We start from the raw sequence: 16,799 nt of genomic DNA on the forward strand, positions 1-16,799 counted from the left end.
GAAGGGGCGGAAGCCTGACAAGCATTGTGGACTAGACCACTCCCGGCTGTCTACGCCCCGGACGCACCGACTTGGCCGTCCGCCGCCGACGCCGTGAAGCCCGCCGCGGCGACCTCCGCCACCCGTTGCAGCAGCTCCCGGTCGGCACCGTCCCTGGCCTGGGAGGACATGCCCTGGAGGACGGCCCCGGCGTAGGTCGCGAGCTTCTCCGCGTCGGTCCCGGGCGGCAGCACGCCCGCGGTCACGTCGGCCTGGACGCGCGCGGTCATGGCGGCGAGGTTGAGGGCGCGCAGCTCGCGCATCTTGGTCACCACCTCGGGGGTGGTGGCGCTCACGCCGACGCTGAGCACCATGCAGCCGCGGGGGTGGTCCGGCGCGGTGTACCCGACGGCGGCCTCGCGCAGGATGCGGGTGAAGGCGGCGACGGCGGTGGGCTCCTCGGCCATCGCGCGGTCGATGAACGTGCCGTTGTCGGTCGTCGCGTACGCCTCGACGGCGGCGTCGAAGAGCGCCTTCTTGTCGCCGAAGGCGGCGTACAGGCTGGGCGCGCCGATGCCGAGGACGCGGGTGAGGTCGGCGACGGAGGTGGCCTCGTAGCCGTGCCTCCAGAAGGCGTACAGGGCCTTCTCCAGCGCTTCGTCGCGGTCGAAGGAGCGGGGGCGCCCGCGCTGCTTGGTGGCCATGGAAACAATTCTATAGCGCCCGCTAGACAATATGATACGGTCCTTTCTGTAGCGACCTTTACAGAAAGGGGGGCGCAGCCATGGGCGCGCTCACCGGCAGGACGGCACTGGTCACGGGCGCAAGCCGCGGGATCGGCAGGGCGATCGCGGAGCGGCTGGGGCGGGACGGCGCACGGGTCGCCGTGCACTACGGCAGCAACGAGGCGGCGGCGAAGGAGACCGTCGCCGCGATCGAGGCGGCCGGCGGCGAGGCGTTCGCGATCAGGGCCGAGCTGGGCGTGCCGGGCGACGCGGCGGCGCTGTGGGCGGAGTTCGACCGGCACGCGGACGGGCTCGACATCCTCGTCAACAACGCGGGGGTGGCACTCCAGGCGCTCATCGAGGACACCGACGAGGCCGACTTCGACCGGCTGTTCGCGGTGAACACCAAGGCGCCGTTCTTCGTCACCAAGCTGGGGCTGTCCCGGCTGCGGGACGGCGGGCGCATCGTCAACGTCTCCACGGTGGCCACGCACGCCGCGCTGATGCCGACGCTGCTGGCGTACACGATGACGAAGAGCGCGGTCGACGCCTTCACCAAGTTCCTGTCGAAGTCCGTGGGCGAGCGGGGCATCACCGTCAACGCCGTCGCGCCCGGCGCCCTGGACACCGACATGAACGCGGCCTGGCTGCGCGACAACGACGACGCGAAGGCGGGCATGGCGGCGATGTCGCCGCTCGGCCGGATCCCGGACGTCAGCGAGGTCGCGGACACCGTGGCGTATCTGGTCTCCGGTGACGCCAAGGTGCTCACGGGCGCGTACGTCGACGTCTCCGGCGGCGTGCTGCTGTAGCCCGTGCGAAAGGCGACGGCCCCGGCTCCGCGAGGGAGCCGGGGCCGTCGCCCGTACGCGATCAGGTGCTCAGCGGGTCTCCGTGACCTTCGCCAGCGAGCGCGGGGCGTCCGGGTCCTGGCCGCGGGCGATGGTGACCTCGTACGCGAGCAGTTGCAGCGGCAGGATCTCCAGGATCGGCTGCACCTCCTCCGCCACGCCCGCCGTGGGCAGGGCGAAGCCCCCCGCGGCGGCGTCGACCTGCGCCTGCGGGCCGATGACGACGAGGTCGGCGCCACGGTCCCGCAGCCGGTCGAGGACGGGCTGCAGCGCCTCGCCGCCGCGGCCGTCGGTGACGATGGCGATGACCGGCGAGACGTTGTCGACCATGGCCAGCGGCCCGTGCAGCAGGTCCGCGCCGGAGTAGGAGAGCGCCGGGATGTACGACGTCTCCATCAGCTTCAGCGCCGCCTCCTTGGCCGTCGGATAGCCGTAGCCGCGCGAGGTGAGGACCATCCGCTCGGCGAAGCGGTAGCGCTGCGCCAGGGCCTTCACCTCGTCCTGCCGGGCGAGGATCTGCCCGGCCAGCTCCGGCAGCACCGCCGCCGCTTCACCCTGTCCGCCGCGCATGCCCTCCACGAACAGGTAGAGCGCCAGCAGCGAGGCGGTGTACGTCTTGGTCGCGGGCAGCGCCTTCTCCGGGCCCGCCTGGACGTCGATGTGGTACTCGCTGACGCCGGCCAGCGGCGAGTCCGGGTTGTTGGTCACGGCCAGCGTGATCGCGCCGGCCTCGCGGGCGGCCTGCGTGGAGGCGACGAGGTCGGGCGAGCCGCCGGACTGGCTGACTGTGATCACCAGCACGTCGGTGAGGTCCGGCTTGGCCTCGTACGCCGTGGTGGTGGACATCGAGGTCAGCCCGCACGGCAGCCCGAGCCGGACCTCCAGCAGGTACTTGGCGTACAGCGCGGCGTTGTCCGACGTGCCCCGCGCGGTCAGCAGGACGAAGCGCGGGGAGCGGGCCGCGATCGCCCCGGCGACCCTGCGGATCTCCGGGGCGCCGTGCGCCAGGACGCGGCGCAGGGCCTCGGGCTGTTCGGCCATCTCGCCGGCCATGATCCGGCCCGGCTGGGCGGCAGTCATGCGGGGTGCCTCCGTAATGCGGTGTCAGGTGGTACGGGCGGGTGGCGGTCAGGCCCCGGCGCCCTTGCCGGTGATGACCTCCGCGGCGGCGCGCCCGCAGACGCGGGCGGCACCGTGTGTCGCGATGTGCGGCGCCCCGCGCGGCGGCGCCTGCGGCACACCCATCTCCACCACGACGGTGTCGGGACGGGCGGCGAGCAGGGCGTCGAGCGCGTCCGCCATCCAGGGGTGGCGGTGGACGTCGCGCACCACTGCGACGATCCTACGATCACCCGCCGCCGCGAGCACATTTGCCGTCAGCGCCGACAAACCCTCCCGGCTCGCCGCCCTGCCGCCACCGCCGGCGGCGGCGCCCAGCGCCGAGCCGTCGAAGACCGCGGACTCGGTGCCGGGCAGCGCGCGCTCCAGCTCCGCGCCGACGCCCCACGGGGTCTCCTGCCCCACCGCGATGCTGGCCACCGGCGTGAACCCGGCGACGTACACCGGCCCGGCCGGCGGCTCGTAGCCCGCCGCCCCCGTGACGCGCAGCGCCCGACGGGCCGCGGCCTGGCCGACGCCGGGGTCCGGCGCGATCCCCTCCACCGCGCCGGACGCCGCTGACGCCGACCAGGCCGCCAGCGCCCGTACCCGGGCAGCGGCATCGGCGAGCCGCTCCTCGGGCAGGTCACCGCTGCGCACCGCGGCCACCAGGGCGTCGCGGGTGCGCAGCACGATCTCCTCGTCGCCGCGGGCGCCGATGCACATCGCGTCGGCACCGGCCGCGGCGGCCCGTACGGCACCGCCCTCGATGCCGTACGTCGCGGCGATGGCCTGCATCTCCAGCGCGTCCGTGATGATCAGGCCGGTGAAGCCGAGCCCGCCGTCGGCGACGGGGGCGCGCAGCAGGCCGGTGAGCACCGCGGGGCTGACCGTGGCGGGCACGTCGGTGCGCAGCGCGGGCAGCAGGATGTGCGCGCTCATCACGGCCTTGGTGCCGGCCGCGATCGCGGCCCGGAACGGCACCAGCTCGCGCTCGCGCAGCACGTCGACGGGGACGTCGATGCGCGGCATGGCGTGGTGCGAGTCGACGTTGGTGTCGCCGTGGCCGGGGAAGTGCTTGGCGCAGGCGCTGACGCCCGCGTCCTGGAGGCCCTCGATGTACGCGGCCGTGTGCCGGGCGACGAGCGCGGGGTCCGCGCCGAAGGAGCGCGCGCCGATGACCGGGTTGCCGGGGTTGGAGTTGACGTCGGCGGACGGCGCCCAGTCGAGGTTGACGCCGACCTCGGCGAGCCGGCGGCCCAGCTCGCGGGCGACGGCCCGGGTCAGCCCGGGGTCGTCGACCGCGCCGAGGGCGAGGTTGCCGGGGAACGAGGAGCCGGTGCGCACCTCAAGGCGGGTGACGTCGCCGCCCTCCTCGTCCATCGCCACCAGCACGTCGGTCCTGGCGGCGCGCAGCCGCGCGGTGAGCCGGGCGACCTGCTCGGGGTTCTCGATGTTGCGGCCGAAGAGCCCGACGCCGGTCAGCCCCTCGTCGAGGCGGCGCAGTACCCAGTCCGGGGGCGTGGTGCCCAGGAAGCTCGGCTGCAGTACGGCGAGGGCGTCCCGGGTCAGGGTGTCGGTGCTCCCTGCGAGTGTCGTCATGGCCGTCGTGCTGTCCCTTCCCGCGGCGGGTGGTTCCGCCGCAGCTTACGAGGTGGTACGTCAGCCCTTCACGGCACCGGCGGTGAGGCCGGAGGTGACCTTCCGCTGCAGGTACAGGAAGAGCAGCAGGATGGGCAGGGCGAACAGCGACGCGGCGGCCATGGTGGCACCCCAGTCGTCGCCGAACTGGGTCTGGAACTGGGACAGCCACAGCGGCAGGGTCTGCGCCTCGGCCTCCTTGTTGAGGACCAGCACCATCGGGAACTCGTTCCAGGCGGTGATGAAGCCGAAGAGCGAGGTGGCCATGAGGCCCGGCGCCAGCAGCGGGAAGATCACCTTGCGGAACGCCTGGACCCGGGTGGCGCCGTCGACCATGGCCGCCTCTTCGAGGTCCTTGGGCACCGCGGCCACGTAGGTGCGCAGCGTCAGGATGGTCAGCGGCAGCACCATCACGGTGTAGAAGAGCGTGAGCGGCACCAGACTGTTCAGCATGTCCGCGTCGCGCACCAGCATGTACACCGAGATGACCATGACCTCCCAGGGCGCCATCTGCGCGAACATGAAGATCAGGATGATGCCGGTACGGCCCCGGAAGCGCATCCGCGCCAGGGCGAAGGACGCGATGAGGGCGATGAGCAGCGAGAAGCCGACCGCCAGCAGGGTCACCGTGAGCGAGTTCTTCCAGAAGTTCCAGAAGTTGTCGGCGTCGAAGGCCGTGCGGTAGTGCTCGAAGGTCGGGTCCATCGGGAACCAGACCGGATCCTCGCTGATGATGTCGCCGGTCGGCTTGAACGACGTGGCGAACATCCAGTACACGGGGAAGAGGAAGATGACGAACAGCACCATGGCCGTCGCGTTGGGCCAGAAGCGGCCGATGAACGAGCGCCTCACGAGTCTTCCCTCTCCTGCTTCATGACCATGCGGATGTAGTACGACGTCAGCCCCATCAGGACCAGGATCGTGAGCACGGAGATCGCCGCGCCCATGCCGTAGTGCTGGTTGCCGACGCCCTCGACGAAGGCGTAGACGGGGAGCGTCTCGGTGAGCCGGTCGGGGCCGCCGCCGTTGATCGCGTAGACGTGCGGGAACGCCTTGAAGATCCAGATGATCTCCAGGAACGTGGTGGCGAGCAGGAACGGCTTGATGAAGGGGAAGGTCACCGAGGTGAACGTGCGCCAGGCGCCGGCGCCGTCGAGGCCCGCGGCCTCGTACAGTTCCTTGGCGATCGTGGTCGTGGCGGCGTAGAGGTTGATCGCCACGAACGGGATCGACGTCCAGACGAGCATCACCGTGATCACGAAGAAGGTGGAGAACTGGCTGCTGGTCCAGGAGTAGTCGGCCATGGAGTGCCAGCCGAGCTTGTCCAGGATCCAGTTGACGACGCCGTAGCGCTCGGCGAACAGCCACTGGTAGACGGTGGTGGCGGCGATGATGGGCATGGCCCAGGCGAGCACGAGCGCCATCAGCAGGGTCAGCCGCATCTTGCGGCCGAGCCGGGCGAGCAGCAGCCCGACGAGGGTGCCGAGCACCATGATGAGCGTGACGTTGACGGCGGTGAAGAGCACCGTCCGGAGCGTGACGCGCCAGAAGTCCTCGCCGCCGAGGACATCGGTGTAGTTGTCGAAGCCGTTCCACTCGGTGAGGTGCTGGATCAGCTCCTTCATGCCCAGCTTCTGGAACGACAGGATGCCGTTCTTCACCAGCGGGTAGCCGAGCAGCACGGTGGTGATCGCCAGCGCGGGCAGGAGCAGCAGGTACGGGAGGGCGCCGGCGGAGCCCTGGGCCTTGCGGTGGCGTCCGGGCGGTGGGGGTGGTGTCGTACGGGCGCGGCCTCTGGCCTTCTCGGCTGCCGGCCTCGGTATCTGCACAGTCATGATGCGGCGATCTCTTCGGGACGAGGTGGTTTCGGACCCGCGGGTGCGGGCGGGGCCGGGTCGTACCCGGTCCCGCCCGCACGATGACGCTTACTCCTGCGCCAGGCGCTCGTTCAGGTCGTCCTCGACCGACTTCGCGGCGTCCTCGTGGGAGTCACCGTTGAGGTAGGCGGTCATGTAGGACTTGATGGGGTTGGGGGTGTTCTCCACCGCGCCCCACTCCGGGATGAGCGGCGTGGTGCCGCCGACGGCGGCGGCGGGCGCCGCGGCCTCGGCCGCCTCGTTGCCCTCCAGCTTCGACAGCAGCGAGTCCTTGTTGGGGATCACGCCGTTGGCGGCCGCGAGGGCGCCCTCGTGCTTGTCGGAGAGCACGATCTTCAGGAACTCCTGGGCCAGTTCCTGCTTCTCGCTGCCCGCGGCGACGGCCAGGTTGGAGCCGCCGAGGAAGACGCTCTCGGGGGTGTCGGCGGTCTCACCGGGGATGGTGAAGTAGCCGATCTCCTTCTCGAAGTTCTTGTCCTTGCTCGCCTCGACGGCGATGCCGGACTCCCAGCCCATGCCGATGATCGCGCCGGTCTTGCCCTTGCCGAAGACCTCGCCCTGCTGCGGGGTGGCCTCGTCCTTGTCCTTGGGCGCCTCGGAGTAGTCGGCGTACTGCTTGTAGATCTCCATGGCCTGGCCGACCTTGGGGTCGGAGAGGTTGGAGACCCACTTGTCGCCGTCCTGCTTCACCAGCTCGGCGTCCTGGCCGATGAGCAGGCCGTCGAAGAAGTACCAGTTCTGGCCGGGCATGTAGACCGGCTCGGCGTCGGTGTTCTTCTCGATCTTGTCGAACGCCGCGAAGAGGTCGTCACGGGTCTTGGGGATCTCCGTGATGCCGGCTTCCTTGAAGATCGACTTATTGTACATCACCACGCGGTTGGCGAAGAACCACGGCACCGCGTACTGCGCGCCCTCGTAGACCGACGACTCGTTGAGGGACTCGGTCCACTCGGTGCCGATCTCGTCCTTCAGCCCGGTCAGGTCGGCCAGGCCGCCGGTCGCCGCGTAGGCGGGCGTCTGGGTGTTGCCGACCTCGACCACGTCGGGCGGGCTCTCCTCGGACAGCGCGGTGGTCAGCTTCTGCTGAATTCCGTTCCACTGCTGCACCTTGTATTCGAGCTTGGCGCCCGTCTTCTTCTCGAACTCGGCCTGGACGTCCTTCAGCCAGTCGTCCGGGGTCGAGCCGTCCATGGCCCAGAAGGTGAGCGTCTCGCCCTTGAATGACTTGGTGCCACCGCCCTTGTCGCTCTCTTCGTCACCATCGTCAGAACCGCAGGCGGCGAGGCTTGCCACCAGGCCAGCCGCCGCCAGCACCGCTACCGCCGTGCGCTTCACGTCACCCTCCTCAACATGCCGGCCCACGCCCCCCTGCCGTCTTTCGCCAGCGATTCGCCACCGAAAAGTCCTTGCGCCCGGACCCTGCCCGTGGAGTGGACTTGTGGTCTTTAATGGTTTAGACCAGGTTGACGGTCTTGGTCTGGACCAATCGTGGAACGAAGCCTGGCCTAGACCAATGAGGGTGTCAAGGGTGTGCGGCCTGCTGGTTCGGCTTCCGTTACCGGACCGACATGTGAGCTATCCCGTCACCCCGCGAGTGCACCGACGGGTGACGAGCCGTGCCAGGATGTGAGCCGCTACCAGACGGAGGAGTCATGAGGACGAACGCCGGACCGGCCGAGGGAACGTCGGCTGCGACGGTACCGGCAGCCGACGAGCCGGGACGTGCCGGGGGAAGCACCGGGCGGACCACCCGCGTGCCGAAGTACTACCGGCTCAAGCGGCATTTGCTGGAGATGACCGAGACCCTGCCTCCCGGCACCCCGGTGCCGCCGGAGCGCACGCTCGCCTCCGAGTTCGACACTTCCCGTACGACCGTGCGCCAGGCGCTGCAGGAGCTGGTCGTGGAGGGTCGGCTGGAGCGGATCCAGGGCAAGGGCACGTTCGTGGCCAAGCCCAAGGTGTCGCAGGCCCTCCAACTGACCTCGTATACCGAGGACATGCGCGCCCAGGGCCTCGAACCCACCTCGCAACTGCTGGACATCGGCTACGTCACCGCCGGCGACCAGCTCGCCGAGCGGCTCGACATCACCCCCGGCGGGCGGGTGCTGCGCATCGAGCGGCTGCGCCTGGCCAACGGCGAGCCGATGGCCATCGAGACCACCCACCTGTCCGCGAAGCGCTTCCCCGCGCTGCGCCGCAGCCTGGTCAAGCACTCCTCGCTCTACACCGCGCTCGCCGAGGTCTACGACGTCCACCTGGCCGAGGCCGAGGAGACCATCGAGACCTCGCTGGCCACGCCCCGCGAGGCGGGCCTGCTGGGTACGGACACGGGCCTGCCGATGCTGATGCTCTCGCGCCACTCGGTCGACACCCACGGCGAGCCGGTGGAGTGGGTCCGCTCGGTCTACCGCGGCGACCGCTACAAGTTCGTCGCCCGCCTCCGCCGCCCGGTGGGCTGAGCGACCGCGCGGCGGCGGCCCCGGCCCGGTGCCGGGTCCGCCGCCGCTGTGTGCCGCCGTACCCGCCCGCGCGCACGTGTGCGCCCAGGGGGATGCCGGCCGTACCCCCTTCCCGCCGTCCCGTCCCCCGCCGCGACAGAAAGGCACCCGCCGTGCGCTACCGCTTCATGGGCAACACCGGGCTCCGCGTCAGCGAGCTCTGCATGGGCACGATGACCTTCGGCCGGGAGGCCGACGAGAAGACCAGCCACGCGATCCTCGACATGTTCGCCGAGGCGGGCGGCAACTTCATCGACACCGCCGACATCTACGCCGGCGGCGACTCCGAGTCGATCACGGGACGCTGGCTCGCGGGCCGCGACCGCGAGGACTTCGTGGTCGCGAGCAAGGTCCGCTACGCCACCGGAGACGGGCCCAACGACCGCGGCCTGGGCCGCAAGCACATCCTCGCCGGCATCGACGCCAGCCTGCGCCGGCTCGGCACCGACTACCTCGACCTGTACCAGATCCACGCCTGGGACCCGGCCACGCCGCTGGAGGAGACCCTGGCCACGCTGGACACCCTGGTCACCGGCGGCAAGGTGCGCCACATCGGCGCCAGCAACGTCACCGGCTGGCAGTTGCAGAAGGCGATCGACCTCAGCAGGGCGCACGGCTGGGAGCCCTTCACCTGCCTCCAGCCGCTGTACAACCTGCTGGACCGCTCGACCGAGTGGGAGCTGCTCGACGTCTGCCGCAACGAGGGCCTGGGCGTCATCCCGTGGAGCCCGCTGCGCGGCGGCTGGCTCGCCGGGTCGATCCGGCGCGGCACCGACGCGCCCGCCGCGGGCAGCCGGGTGGAGACCGCGGAGCGGATGGGCTGGAGCGAGTCGTGGAGCGCGTACGCGGGTGAGGAGCGCACCTGGCGGACGCTGGACGCGCTGCACGCCGTGGCCGGGGAGACCGGCCGCCCCGCCGCCCAGGTCGCCGTCAACTGGCTGCTGCGGCGCCCCGGCGTCACCGCCCCCATCATCGGCGCCCGCACCACCGAGCAGCTCACCACGACGCTGCCGTCCTCCGACTGGGAGCTGACGCCGGAGCAGACCGCCCGTCTCGGCGAGGCGAGCGCGCTGCCGCGGCCGTACCCGTACAGCGTGATCGCCACCGACCCCGGGGACCGCTGAGCCCCCGCCGGGGCCCGGCACGGCACCCGGCCCCGGCGCTCTCCCCCGGCCGCAGCGCGCCTGCCGGGGCTTTCGTGATCGGATAGCGACTGATCGCCCTAGTGACGGCGGCCTGACCCTGCTCTACATTTCGAGCGCATTGCAAGAGATTGAGAGCTCAGGGGACGGAGCCGCCATGACTGTGCAAGCACCCCCGGATGTGCCCAAAAAGCCACGTCCGGAACCGAAGAGCGTGATCCTGTGGACCGCCGTGGCCCTGGTGGGCGCCGTCGGCTGGACCATGCTGGCGCTCTCCCGGGGCGAGGAGGTCTCGGCGGCCTGGATGGTGGCCGCGGCCCTCGGCTCGTACGCCATCGGCTACCGCTTCTACTCGAAGTTCATCGCCTACCGCGTGCTCAAGGCCGACAAGAACCGCGCCACCCCCGCCGAACGGCTCGACAACGGCATCGACTTCCAGCCGACCGACCGCAGGGTCCTCCTCGGCCACCACTTCGCCGCGATCTCCGGCGCGGGCCCGCTTGTCGGCCCGGTGCTGGCGGCGCAGATGGGCTTCCTGCCGGGCACGATCTGGATCGTCGCCGGCGTGATCTTCGCGGGCGCGGTCCAGGACATGGTGGTGCTCTTCTTCTCCACCCGCCGCAACGGCCGTTCGCTCGGCCAGATGGCGCGCGAGGAGATCGGCCCGGTCGGCGGCGCCGCCGCGCTGCTCGCCGTCTTCGCGATCATGATCATCCTGCTGGCGGTGCTGGCGCTGGTCATCGTCAACGCGCTGGCGGAGTCCCCCTGGGGCACGTTCTCCATCGGCATGACGATCCCGATCGCCCTGTTCATGGGCTTCTACCTGCGTATGATCCGGCCCGGCCGGGTCGCGGAGGTGTCGCTGATCGGCATCGCCCTGCTGCTGCTCGCGCTGGTCGCGGGCCGCTGGGTGGCCGAGTCCTCGCTCGCGGACACGTTCACGCTGAGCAAGGAGTCGCTGGTCATCTGGATGGTCATCTACGCCTTCATCGCCTCGGTGCTGCCGGTGTGGATGCTGCTCGCGCCGCGCGACTACCTGTCGACGTTCATGAAGCTCGGCACCATCGCGCTGCTGTTCATCGGCGTGGTCGTGGCCGCGCCGACGCTGAAGATGGAGGGCGTCACCGAATTCGCGGGTGAGGGCACGGGACCGGTCTTCGCCGGCTCGCTCTTCCCGTTCGTCTTCATCACCATCGCCTGCGGCGCCCTGTCCGGCTTCCACTCCCTCATCTCCTCCGGCACCACGCCCAAGATGGTGCAGAAGGAGACGCAGATCCGGATGATCGGCTACGGCTCCATGCTGATGGAGTCCTCCGTGGCGATCGTGGCGATGATCGCCGCCTGTGTGCTGGACCCGGGGCTGTACTTCGCGATGAACTCGGCGCCCACGGTGATCGGCGAGACCGCGCAGTCGGCGTCGCAGGCGATCCAGGGCTTCGGGTACGAGATCACGCCGGCGGCCCTGCAAGCGGCGGCCGACTCCGTCGAGGAGTCGACGCTGCTGTCCCGTACCGGCGGCGCGCCGACGTTCGCGATCGGTGTCTCGGAGATCTTCTCCGATGTGACCGGGGACAGTCTCAAGGCGTTCTGGTACCACTTCGCGATCATGTTCGAGGCGCTCTTCATCCTCACCGCGCTGGACGCGGGCACCCGGGTGGGCCGCTTCATGCTCCAGGACACCCTCGGCAACATCTACAAGCCGCTCAAGCGCGTCAGTTGGTGGCCGGGGCTCATCGCCACCAGCGCGGTCGTCGTGGGCCTGTGGGGCTACTTCCTGTGGGTCGGCGTCAACGACCCCCTGGGCGGCATCAACCAGCTCTTCCCGCTCTTCGGCATCACCAACCAACTGCTCGGCGCGGTCGCGCTGACGATCTGCACCACGCTGCTGATCAAGTCGGGGCGGCTGAAGTGGGCGTGGGTGACGGGCATCCCGCTGATCTGGGTCGCCGTGGTCACGCTCACCGCGAGCTGGCAGAAGGTGTTCTCCGACGACCCGCGGGTCGGCTTCTTCGCCCAGGGCGACGTGGCGCAGGAGGGCATCGACTCCGGCAAGCTGTCCGGCCAGGAGCTGGAGGACGCCGAGACGATCGTCACCAACACCACGGTCGACGGGGTGCTGTCGGCGGTCTTCGCGCTGCTGGTGGTCGTCGTGATCCTGGACGCGGCCCGGGTGTGCGTGAAGTCGCTGCGCAACCCGGAGTCCGTCGTCAGCCACGAGGAGCCGTACCACGAGTCGTCGTACGTCGCACCGGCGCAACTGATCGCGACCAAGGAGGAGAAGCAGGAGCTGGCCGCGGCCGGGCTGGGCAGCGGCGGCGGGTTCAAGCCGGGTGCCGGCGGCGGCGCGCGGGACGGAGGCGGGTCATGACCGGGGCGGCGGCGCTGGCTACGGCTGGGCGCAAGGTCTGGTGGTACGTCCGCGAGGTGATCGGCGACACGGCGTACGAGCGCTACGTCGAGCACCTGCGCGGGCACGACCCCGACGCGAAGGTGCCCACCCGGCGCGAGTTCGAGCGGATGCGCACGGACGCGGGCGACGACCCGCGCAAGGGCTTCCGCTGCTGCTGAGCGCGGTGCGGCGGAGGCCGCAGGCGTACGGGCCGCCGTCCCCGGCTTTCCGGGGGCGGCGGCCCGCTGTCGGTGGCGCAGGGCAGACTCGGGGGCATGGACTTCACGGTGCGGCCGGTGCGGCCGGAGGAGTACGAGCGGGCGGGCGAGCTGGTCGCCGAGGCGTATCTGGCGGACGGGCTGCTGACGTTCGGCGAGGACGACGAGTATGTGCACGAGCTGCGGGACGTGCGCCGCCGGGCGGCGGCGGAGCGCGCCGAGGTGCTGGTCGCGGTCGAAGGGGATGCCCGCGCGGTCGGCGGGGAGGTGCTGGGCAGTGTGACGTTCGTGACGGCGGGGTCGCCGTTCGCGGAGCTGAGCGGGCCGGGCGAGGGCGAGTTCCGGATGCTGGCGGTGGCCCGGGAGGCGCGCGGCCGCGGCGTGGGCGAGGCGCTCGTACGGGCCTGTCTGGACCGCTCCCGGGAGCTGGGCGCGGACCGGGTGGTGCTGTCCAGCACCCCGGAGATGGCCACGGCCCACCGGCTGTACGAGCGGCTGGGGTTCGTCCGCACCCCGGCGCGGGACTGGCTGCCGCTGCCGGATCTGCCGCTCTGGGCCTTCGTCGCGGACCTCTGACGCCCGGCCGACATGCGACACAACATATAGGGGTGCTTCCCTGGCGAGCCACTAGATGTATGCTCGTCCTAGCTGCCGACGCAGGGGAATCCGGTGGAAGTCCGGAGCTGTCCCGCAACGGTAAGCGATATACGGGCATGCCTGCCACGCGCCGGCGGGTCCGTATGTCGTGAGCCCGAAAACCTCCGGCAGCGATCGATGACGTCCGGGTCTCGTGGATTGGGCTCGCGGACGCACACGGGGTTGCCTCGACGGATCCGGCATGCCCGCCTGCGCCCGTACCGCAGCCTCTCCCGCGCGGCCCCGCCGAACGAGGGAGAGCAGCATCTTGACGATCGCACCACCGGCCGCGCCCACGGAGCCCGCCTCCGCCGCCCCCCGGGCCGGCGACGGCCCGGCCGCCGCGCTCACCCGCACCCTCACCGAGGTGACCGCCGACCTGCCCGCCACCGACCCCGCCCGGGTCGCCGCCGACGCGCTGCGCGGCCGCCACCCGGGCTCCGGCGAGGCGGAGTTGCGGGAGCTGGCCACCGAGGCCGCGGCGGCGCTCATCGCCGAGGAGCCGCAGTACTCGAAGCTGGCCGCCCGGCTGCTGACCCGGGCCGTCGCCGAGGAGGCCGCGGGCCAGGGCGCCACGAGCTTCTCGGCCGCGATCGCCGTGGGCCACCGCGAGGGCATCGTCGCCGACGCCACCGCCGCGTTCGTCCGGCGGCACGCCGCCCGCCTCGACGCGCTGGCCGACGAGGCCGTCGCCGAGGGCCGCGACGACCTGTTCGGCTACTTCGGCCTGCGTACGGTCTCCACCCGCTACCTGCTGCGCCACCCCACCGAGCGCGCCGTCATCGAGACCGCCCAGCACTTCTTCCTGCGCGTCGCCTGCGGGCTGGCCGCCGGCGACTCCGACGCCGCCGTGGCCGAAGTCGCCGAGCTGTACGGGCTGATGAGCCGCCTCGGCTACCTGCCCTCCTCCCCCACCCTCTTCAACTCCGGCACCCGCCACCCGCAGATGTCCTCCTGCTACCTGCTGGACTCCCCGCTCGACGAGCTGGACTCGATCTACGAGCGCTACCACCAGGTCGCCCGGCTGTCCAAGCACTCCGGCGGCATCGGCATCCCCTTCACCCGGGTCCGCTCCCGCGGCTCGCTGATCCGCGGCACCAACGGCCACTCCAACGGCATCGTCCCCTTTCTGCGCACCCTGGACGCCTCCGTCGCCGCCGTGAACCAGGGCGGCAAGCGCAAGGGCGCCGCCTGCGTCTACCTGGAGCCCTGGCACGCCGACGTGGAGGAGTTCCTGGAGCTGCGGGACAACACCGGCGAGGAGGCCCGCCGCACCCACAACCTCAACCTCGCGCACTGGATCCCGGACGAGTTCATGCGCCGCGTCGAGGCCGACGGCCCCTGGTCGCTGTTCTCGCCCGCCGAGGTGCCCGGGCTGACCGACCTGTACGGCGCCGGGTTCGACGCGGCGTACGCGCGCGCGGAGGCCGAGGGGCGGTACGTCAAGCAGGTCCCCGCACGGCAGTTGTACGGCCGGATGATGCGTACCCTCGCGCAGACCGGCAACGGCTGGATGACGTTCAAGGACGCCGCCAACCGCACCGCCAACCAGACCGCGGAGCCCGGCGCCGTCGTGCACTCCTCGAACCTGTGCACCGAGATCCTGGAGGTCTCCGACGACGGCGAGACCGCGGTGTGCAACCTCGGCTCGGTCAACCTCGCCGCCCATCTCGGCGACACCGCCGGCGGCTGGGAAGGGGCGATGGACTGGGAGAAGCTCGACGCCACGGTCCGTACCGCCGTGACGTTCCTCGACCGCGTCGTGGACATCAACTTCTACCCCACCGACCAGGCCGCCGCGTCCAACTCCCGCTGGCGGCCCGTGGGCCTGGGCGTGATGGGCCTCCAGGACGTCTTCTTCCGGCTGCGGCTGCCGTTCGACTCCCCGGCGGCGCGGGCGCTCTCCACCCGTATCGCCGAGCGCATCATGCTCGCCGCGTACGCCGCCTCCGCCGACCTCGCCGAGCGGCACGGCGCGCACCCGGCCTGGTCCCGCACCCGCGCCGCCCGCGGCGTGCTGCACCCCGACCACTACCCCGAGGCCGAGGCGGTCTGGCCGGAGCGCTGGACCGCGCTGCGCGCCCGGATCGCGGAGACGGGGCTGCGCAACTCGCTGCTGCTGGCCATCGCGCCGACCGCGACGATCGCCTCCATCGCCGGCGTCTACGAGTGCATCGAGCCGCAGGTCTCCAACCTCTTCAAGCGCGAGACGCTCAGCGGTGAGTTCCTCCAGGTCAACTCCTACCTGGTGGCCGAGCTGAAGGCGCTCGGGTGTGGGACGCGCAGACCCGCGAGGCGCTGCGCGAGCACGACGGGTCCGTACAGGAGCTGACCTGGATCCCCGAGGAGATCCGGGCGCGCTACCGCACGGCGTGGGAGATGCCGCAGCGCGCGCTGATCGACATGGCCGCGGCCCGTACGCCGTACCTCGACCAGGCCCAGTCGCTCAACCTCTTCATGGCCGCGCCGACCATCGGCAAGCTCAGCTCGATGTACGCCTACGCCTGGAAGTCCGGGCTGAAGACGACGTACTACCTGCGCTCCCGCCCGGCGACCCGGATCGCCCGCTCGGCCCGCGCCGCCGTGCCCGCCGGCGCCGCCCCCGTACCCCTGCCCGTCCAGCAGCCGCACGCCGACGACGCCGTCGCCTGCTCCCTGGAGAACCCCGAGACCTGCGAGGCATGCCAGTGACCACCGCCACCGGAGCCAAGAACCTGCTCGACCCCGGCTTCGAGCTGACCCTGCGCCCCATGCGCTACCCGGACTTCTACGAGCGCTACCGGGACGCGATCAAGAACACCTGGACCGTCGAGGAGGTCGACCTCCACTCCGACGTCTCCGACCTCGCCAAGCTCTCGCCGGGCGAGCAGCACCTCATCGGCCGGCTGGTGGCGTTCTTCGCCACCGGCGACTCGATCGTGGCGAACAACCTGGTGCTCACGCTCTACAAGCACATCAACTCGCCGGAGGCCCGCCTCTACCTCTCCCGCCAGCTCTTCGAGGAGGCCGTGCACGTCCAGTTCTATCTGACGCTGCTCGACACCTACCTCCCCGACCCGGACGAGCGGGTGGCGGCGTTCGCCGCCGTCGAGAACATCCCGTCGATCCGCGAGAAGGCGCAGTTCTGCTTCCGCTGGATGGACTCCGTGGAGAACATCGACCGGCTGGAGACCAGGGAGGACCGCCGCCGCTTCCTGCTCAACCTCATCTGCTTCGCCGCCTGCATCGAGGGCCTGTTCTTCTACGGCGCGTTCGCCTACGTCTACTGGCTGCGCTCCCGCGGCCTGCTGCACGGGCTCGCGACGGGCACGAACTGGGTGTTCCGCGACGAGAGCATGCACATGGACTTCGCGTTCTCCGTGGTCGACACGGTCCGCGCGGAGGAGCCGGGCCTCTTCGACGAGGAGCTGGGGCGGCAGGTGCGCGACATGCTCGACGAGGCGGTGCGGGCGGAGCTGCAGTTCGCGCGGGACCTGTGCGGCGACGGCCTGCCGGGGATGAACACCGACTCGATGCGCGCGTATCTGGAGTGCGTGGCGGACCAGCGGCTGGTCCGGCTGGGCTTCGCGCCGGTGTACGGGTCGCAGAACCCGTTCGCGTTCATGGAGTTGCAGGACGTGCAGGAGCTGACGAACTTCTTCGAGCGCCGCCCGTCCGCGTACCAGGTGGCGGTGGAGGGCTCGGTCGGGTTCGACGACGAGTTCTGAGCGCCGTGCGCCGGGCGGCCGCCGTAGCCGCGGCGCCG

General features: G+C 71.1%; 13 protein-coding genes, 1 pseudogene and 1 riboswitch. Of the genes and pseudogenes, 8 read left to right on the forward strand and 6 right to left on the reverse strand.

What is annotated here, in order from left to right; genetic code table 11:
- Positions 1-50: 50 nt before the first annotated feature.
- Positions 51-683 carry a TetR/AcrR family transcriptional regulator gene (locus CXR04_RS11040; protein ID WP_101421669.1) on the reverse strand — a complete coding sequence of 211 codons (633 nt, stop codon included), beginning with the start codon at positions 681-683 and terminating at the stop codon, positions 51-53.
- A gap of 80 nt (positions 684-763) precedes the next feature.
- On the opposite strand from CXR04_RS11040, the gene CXR04_RS11045 reads away from it, so the two are divergent.
- Positions 764-1,516: an SDR family oxidoreductase gene (locus tag CXR04_RS11045; protein WP_101421670.1), complete on the forward strand. Its 753-nt coding sequence runs from the start codon at positions 764-766 to the stop codon at positions 1,514-1,516.
- Positions 1,517-1,585: 69 nt separating this feature from the next.
- Here the strand turns inward: CXR04_RS11045 and CXR04_RS11050 are convergent, their stop codons facing one another.
- The 5 genes from CXR04_RS11050 to CXR04_RS11070 form a co-directional block, all read right to left on the reverse strand.
- Positions 1,586-2,635 (reverse strand): SIS domain-containing protein, encoded by a 1,050-nt coding sequence (locus tag CXR04_RS11050; RefSeq protein WP_101421671.1) that lies wholly within the window; start codon positions 2,633-2,635, stop codon positions 1,586-1,588.
- A gap of 48 nt (positions 2,636-2,683) precedes the next feature.
- On the reverse strand, positions 2,684-4,255 hold the full coding sequence (locus CXR04_RS11055; RefSeq protein WP_101421672.1) for a glycoside hydrolase family 3 protein: 1,572 nt from the start codon (positions 4,253-4,255) through the stop codon (positions 2,684-2,686).
- Between the two features lie 60 nt (positions 4,256-4,315).
- Positions 4,316-5,146 (reverse strand): carbohydrate ABC transporter permease, encoded by an 831-nt coding sequence (locus CXR04_RS11060; RefSeq protein ID WP_101421673.1) that lies wholly within the window; start codon positions 5,144-5,146, stop codon positions 4,316-4,318.
- On the reverse strand, positions 5,143-6,129 hold the full coding sequence (locus CXR04_RS11065; protein WP_101421674.1) for a carbohydrate ABC transporter permease: 987 nt from the start codon (positions 6,127-6,129) through the stop codon (positions 5,143-5,145). Before CXR04_RS11065 ends, CXR04_RS11060 begins: the two co-directional genes overlap by 4 nt.
- 90 nt (positions 6,130-6,219) lie before the next feature.
- Positions 6,220-7,506 (reverse strand): extracellular solute-binding protein, encoded by a 1,287-nt coding sequence (locus tag CXR04_RS11070; protein ID WP_101421675.1) that lies wholly within the window; start codon positions 7,504-7,506, stop codon positions 6,220-6,222.
- A 317-nt stretch (positions 7,507-7,823) separates the two neighbouring features.
- Between CXR04_RS11070 and CXR04_RS11075 the strand changes: the two genes are divergently transcribed.
- The 7 genes and pseudogenes from CXR04_RS11075 to CXR04_RS11105 all read left to right on the forward strand — a co-directional run bounded on the left by CXR04_RS11075 (position 7,824) and on the right by CXR04_RS11105 (position 16,761).
- Entirely contained in the window at positions 7,824-8,630 is an 807-nt protein-coding gene (locus CXR04_RS11075; RefSeq protein ID WP_173534882.1) for a GntR family transcriptional regulator, read from the forward strand.
- Positions 8,631-8,782: 152 nt separating this feature from the next.
- Positions 8,783-9,793 (forward strand): aldo/keto reductase, encoded by a 1,011-nt coding sequence (locus CXR04_RS11080; RefSeq protein WP_101421676.1) that lies wholly within the window; start codon positions 8,783-8,785, stop codon positions 9,791-9,793.
- A 175-nt stretch (positions 9,794-9,968) separates the two neighbouring features.
- The gene (locus CXR04_RS11085) at positions 9,969-12,179 is read left to right on the forward strand and encodes a carbon starvation CstA family protein (protein ID WP_199850441.1); all 2,211 of its coding nucleotides are present in this window, start codon (positions 9,969-9,971) and stop codon (positions 12,177-12,179) included.
- Entirely contained in the window at positions 12,176-12,379 is a 204-nt protein-coding gene (locus CXR04_RS11090) for a YbdD/YjiX family protein (RefSeq protein WP_101421677.1), read from the forward strand. The genes CXR04_RS11085 and CXR04_RS11090 overlap by 4 nt, the downstream gene beginning before the upstream one ends.
- A gap of 96 nt (positions 12,380-12,475) precedes the next feature.
- Entirely contained in the window at positions 12,476-12,994 is a 519-nt protein-coding gene (locus CXR04_RS11095; protein ID WP_101421678.1) for a GNAT family N-acetyltransferase, read from the forward strand.
- Between the two features lie 58 nt (positions 12,995-13,052).
- Positions 13,053-13,199: riboswitch (cobalamin riboswitch) on the forward strand.
- 123 nt (positions 13,200-13,322) lie between these two features.
- A pseudogene (locus tag CXR04_RS11100) lies at positions 13,323-15,745 on the forward strand (ribonucleoside-diphosphate reductase subunit alpha).
- Positions 15,736-16,761, forward strand: coding sequence for a ribonucleotide-diphosphate reductase subunit beta (locus CXR04_RS11105; protein WP_101421679.1), 1,026 nt, complete (start codon positions 15,736-15,738; stop codon positions 16,759-16,761). The pseudogene CXR04_RS11100 and the gene CXR04_RS11105 overlap by 10 nt, the downstream one beginning before the upstream one ends.
- The last annotated feature ends 38 nt before the right edge of the window (positions 16,762-16,799 follow it).

It is taken from the genome of Streptomyces sp. CMB-StM0423 (assembly GCF_002847285.1).
GTDB lineage: Bacteria > Actinomycetota > Actinomycetes > Streptomycetales > Streptomycetaceae > Streptomyces.

Excerpts from the sequence above, each read along its gene's own strand:
- CXR04_RS11040 (WP_101421669.1), bottom strand. The coding sequence starts at position 683 with ATGGCCACCAAGCAGCGCGGGCGCCCCCGCTCCTTCGACCGCGACGAA.
- CXR04_RS11045 (WP_101421670.1), top strand. The coding sequence starts at position 764 with ATGGGCGCGCTCACCGGCAGGACGGCACTGGTCACGGGCGCAAGCCGC.
- CXR04_RS11050 (WP_101421671.1), bottom strand. The coding sequence starts at position 2,635 with ATGACTGCCGCCCAGCCGGGCCGGATCATGGCCGGCGAGATGGCCGAA.
- CXR04_RS11055 (WP_101421672.1), bottom strand. The coding sequence starts at position 4,255 with ATGACGACACTCGCAGGGAGCACCGACACCCTGACCCGGGACGCCCTC.
- CXR04_RS11065 (WP_101421674.1), bottom strand. The coding sequence starts at position 6,129 with ATGACTGTGCAGATACCGAGGCCGGCAGCCGAGAAGGCCAGAGGCCGC.
- CXR04_RS11075 (WP_173534882.1), top strand. The coding sequence starts at position 7,824 with ATGAGGACGAACGCCGGACCGGCCGAGGGAACGTCGGCTGCGACGGTA.
- CXR04_RS11085 (WP_199850441.1), top strand. The coding sequence starts at position 9,969 with ATGACTGTGCAAGCACCCCCGGATGTGCCCAAAAAGCCACGTCCGGAA.
- CXR04_RS11090 (WP_101421677.1), top strand. The coding sequence starts at position 12,176 with ATGACCGGGGCGGCGGCGCTGGCTACGGCTGGGCGCAAGGTCTGGTGG.
- CXR04_RS11095 (WP_101421678.1), top strand. The coding sequence starts at position 12,476 with ATGGACTTCACGGTGCGGCCGGTGCGGCCGGAGGAGTACGAGCGGGCG.
- CXR04_RS11105 (WP_101421679.1), top strand. The coding sequence starts at position 15,736 with ATGCCAGTGACCACCGCCACCGGAGCCAAGAACCTGCTCGACCCCGGC.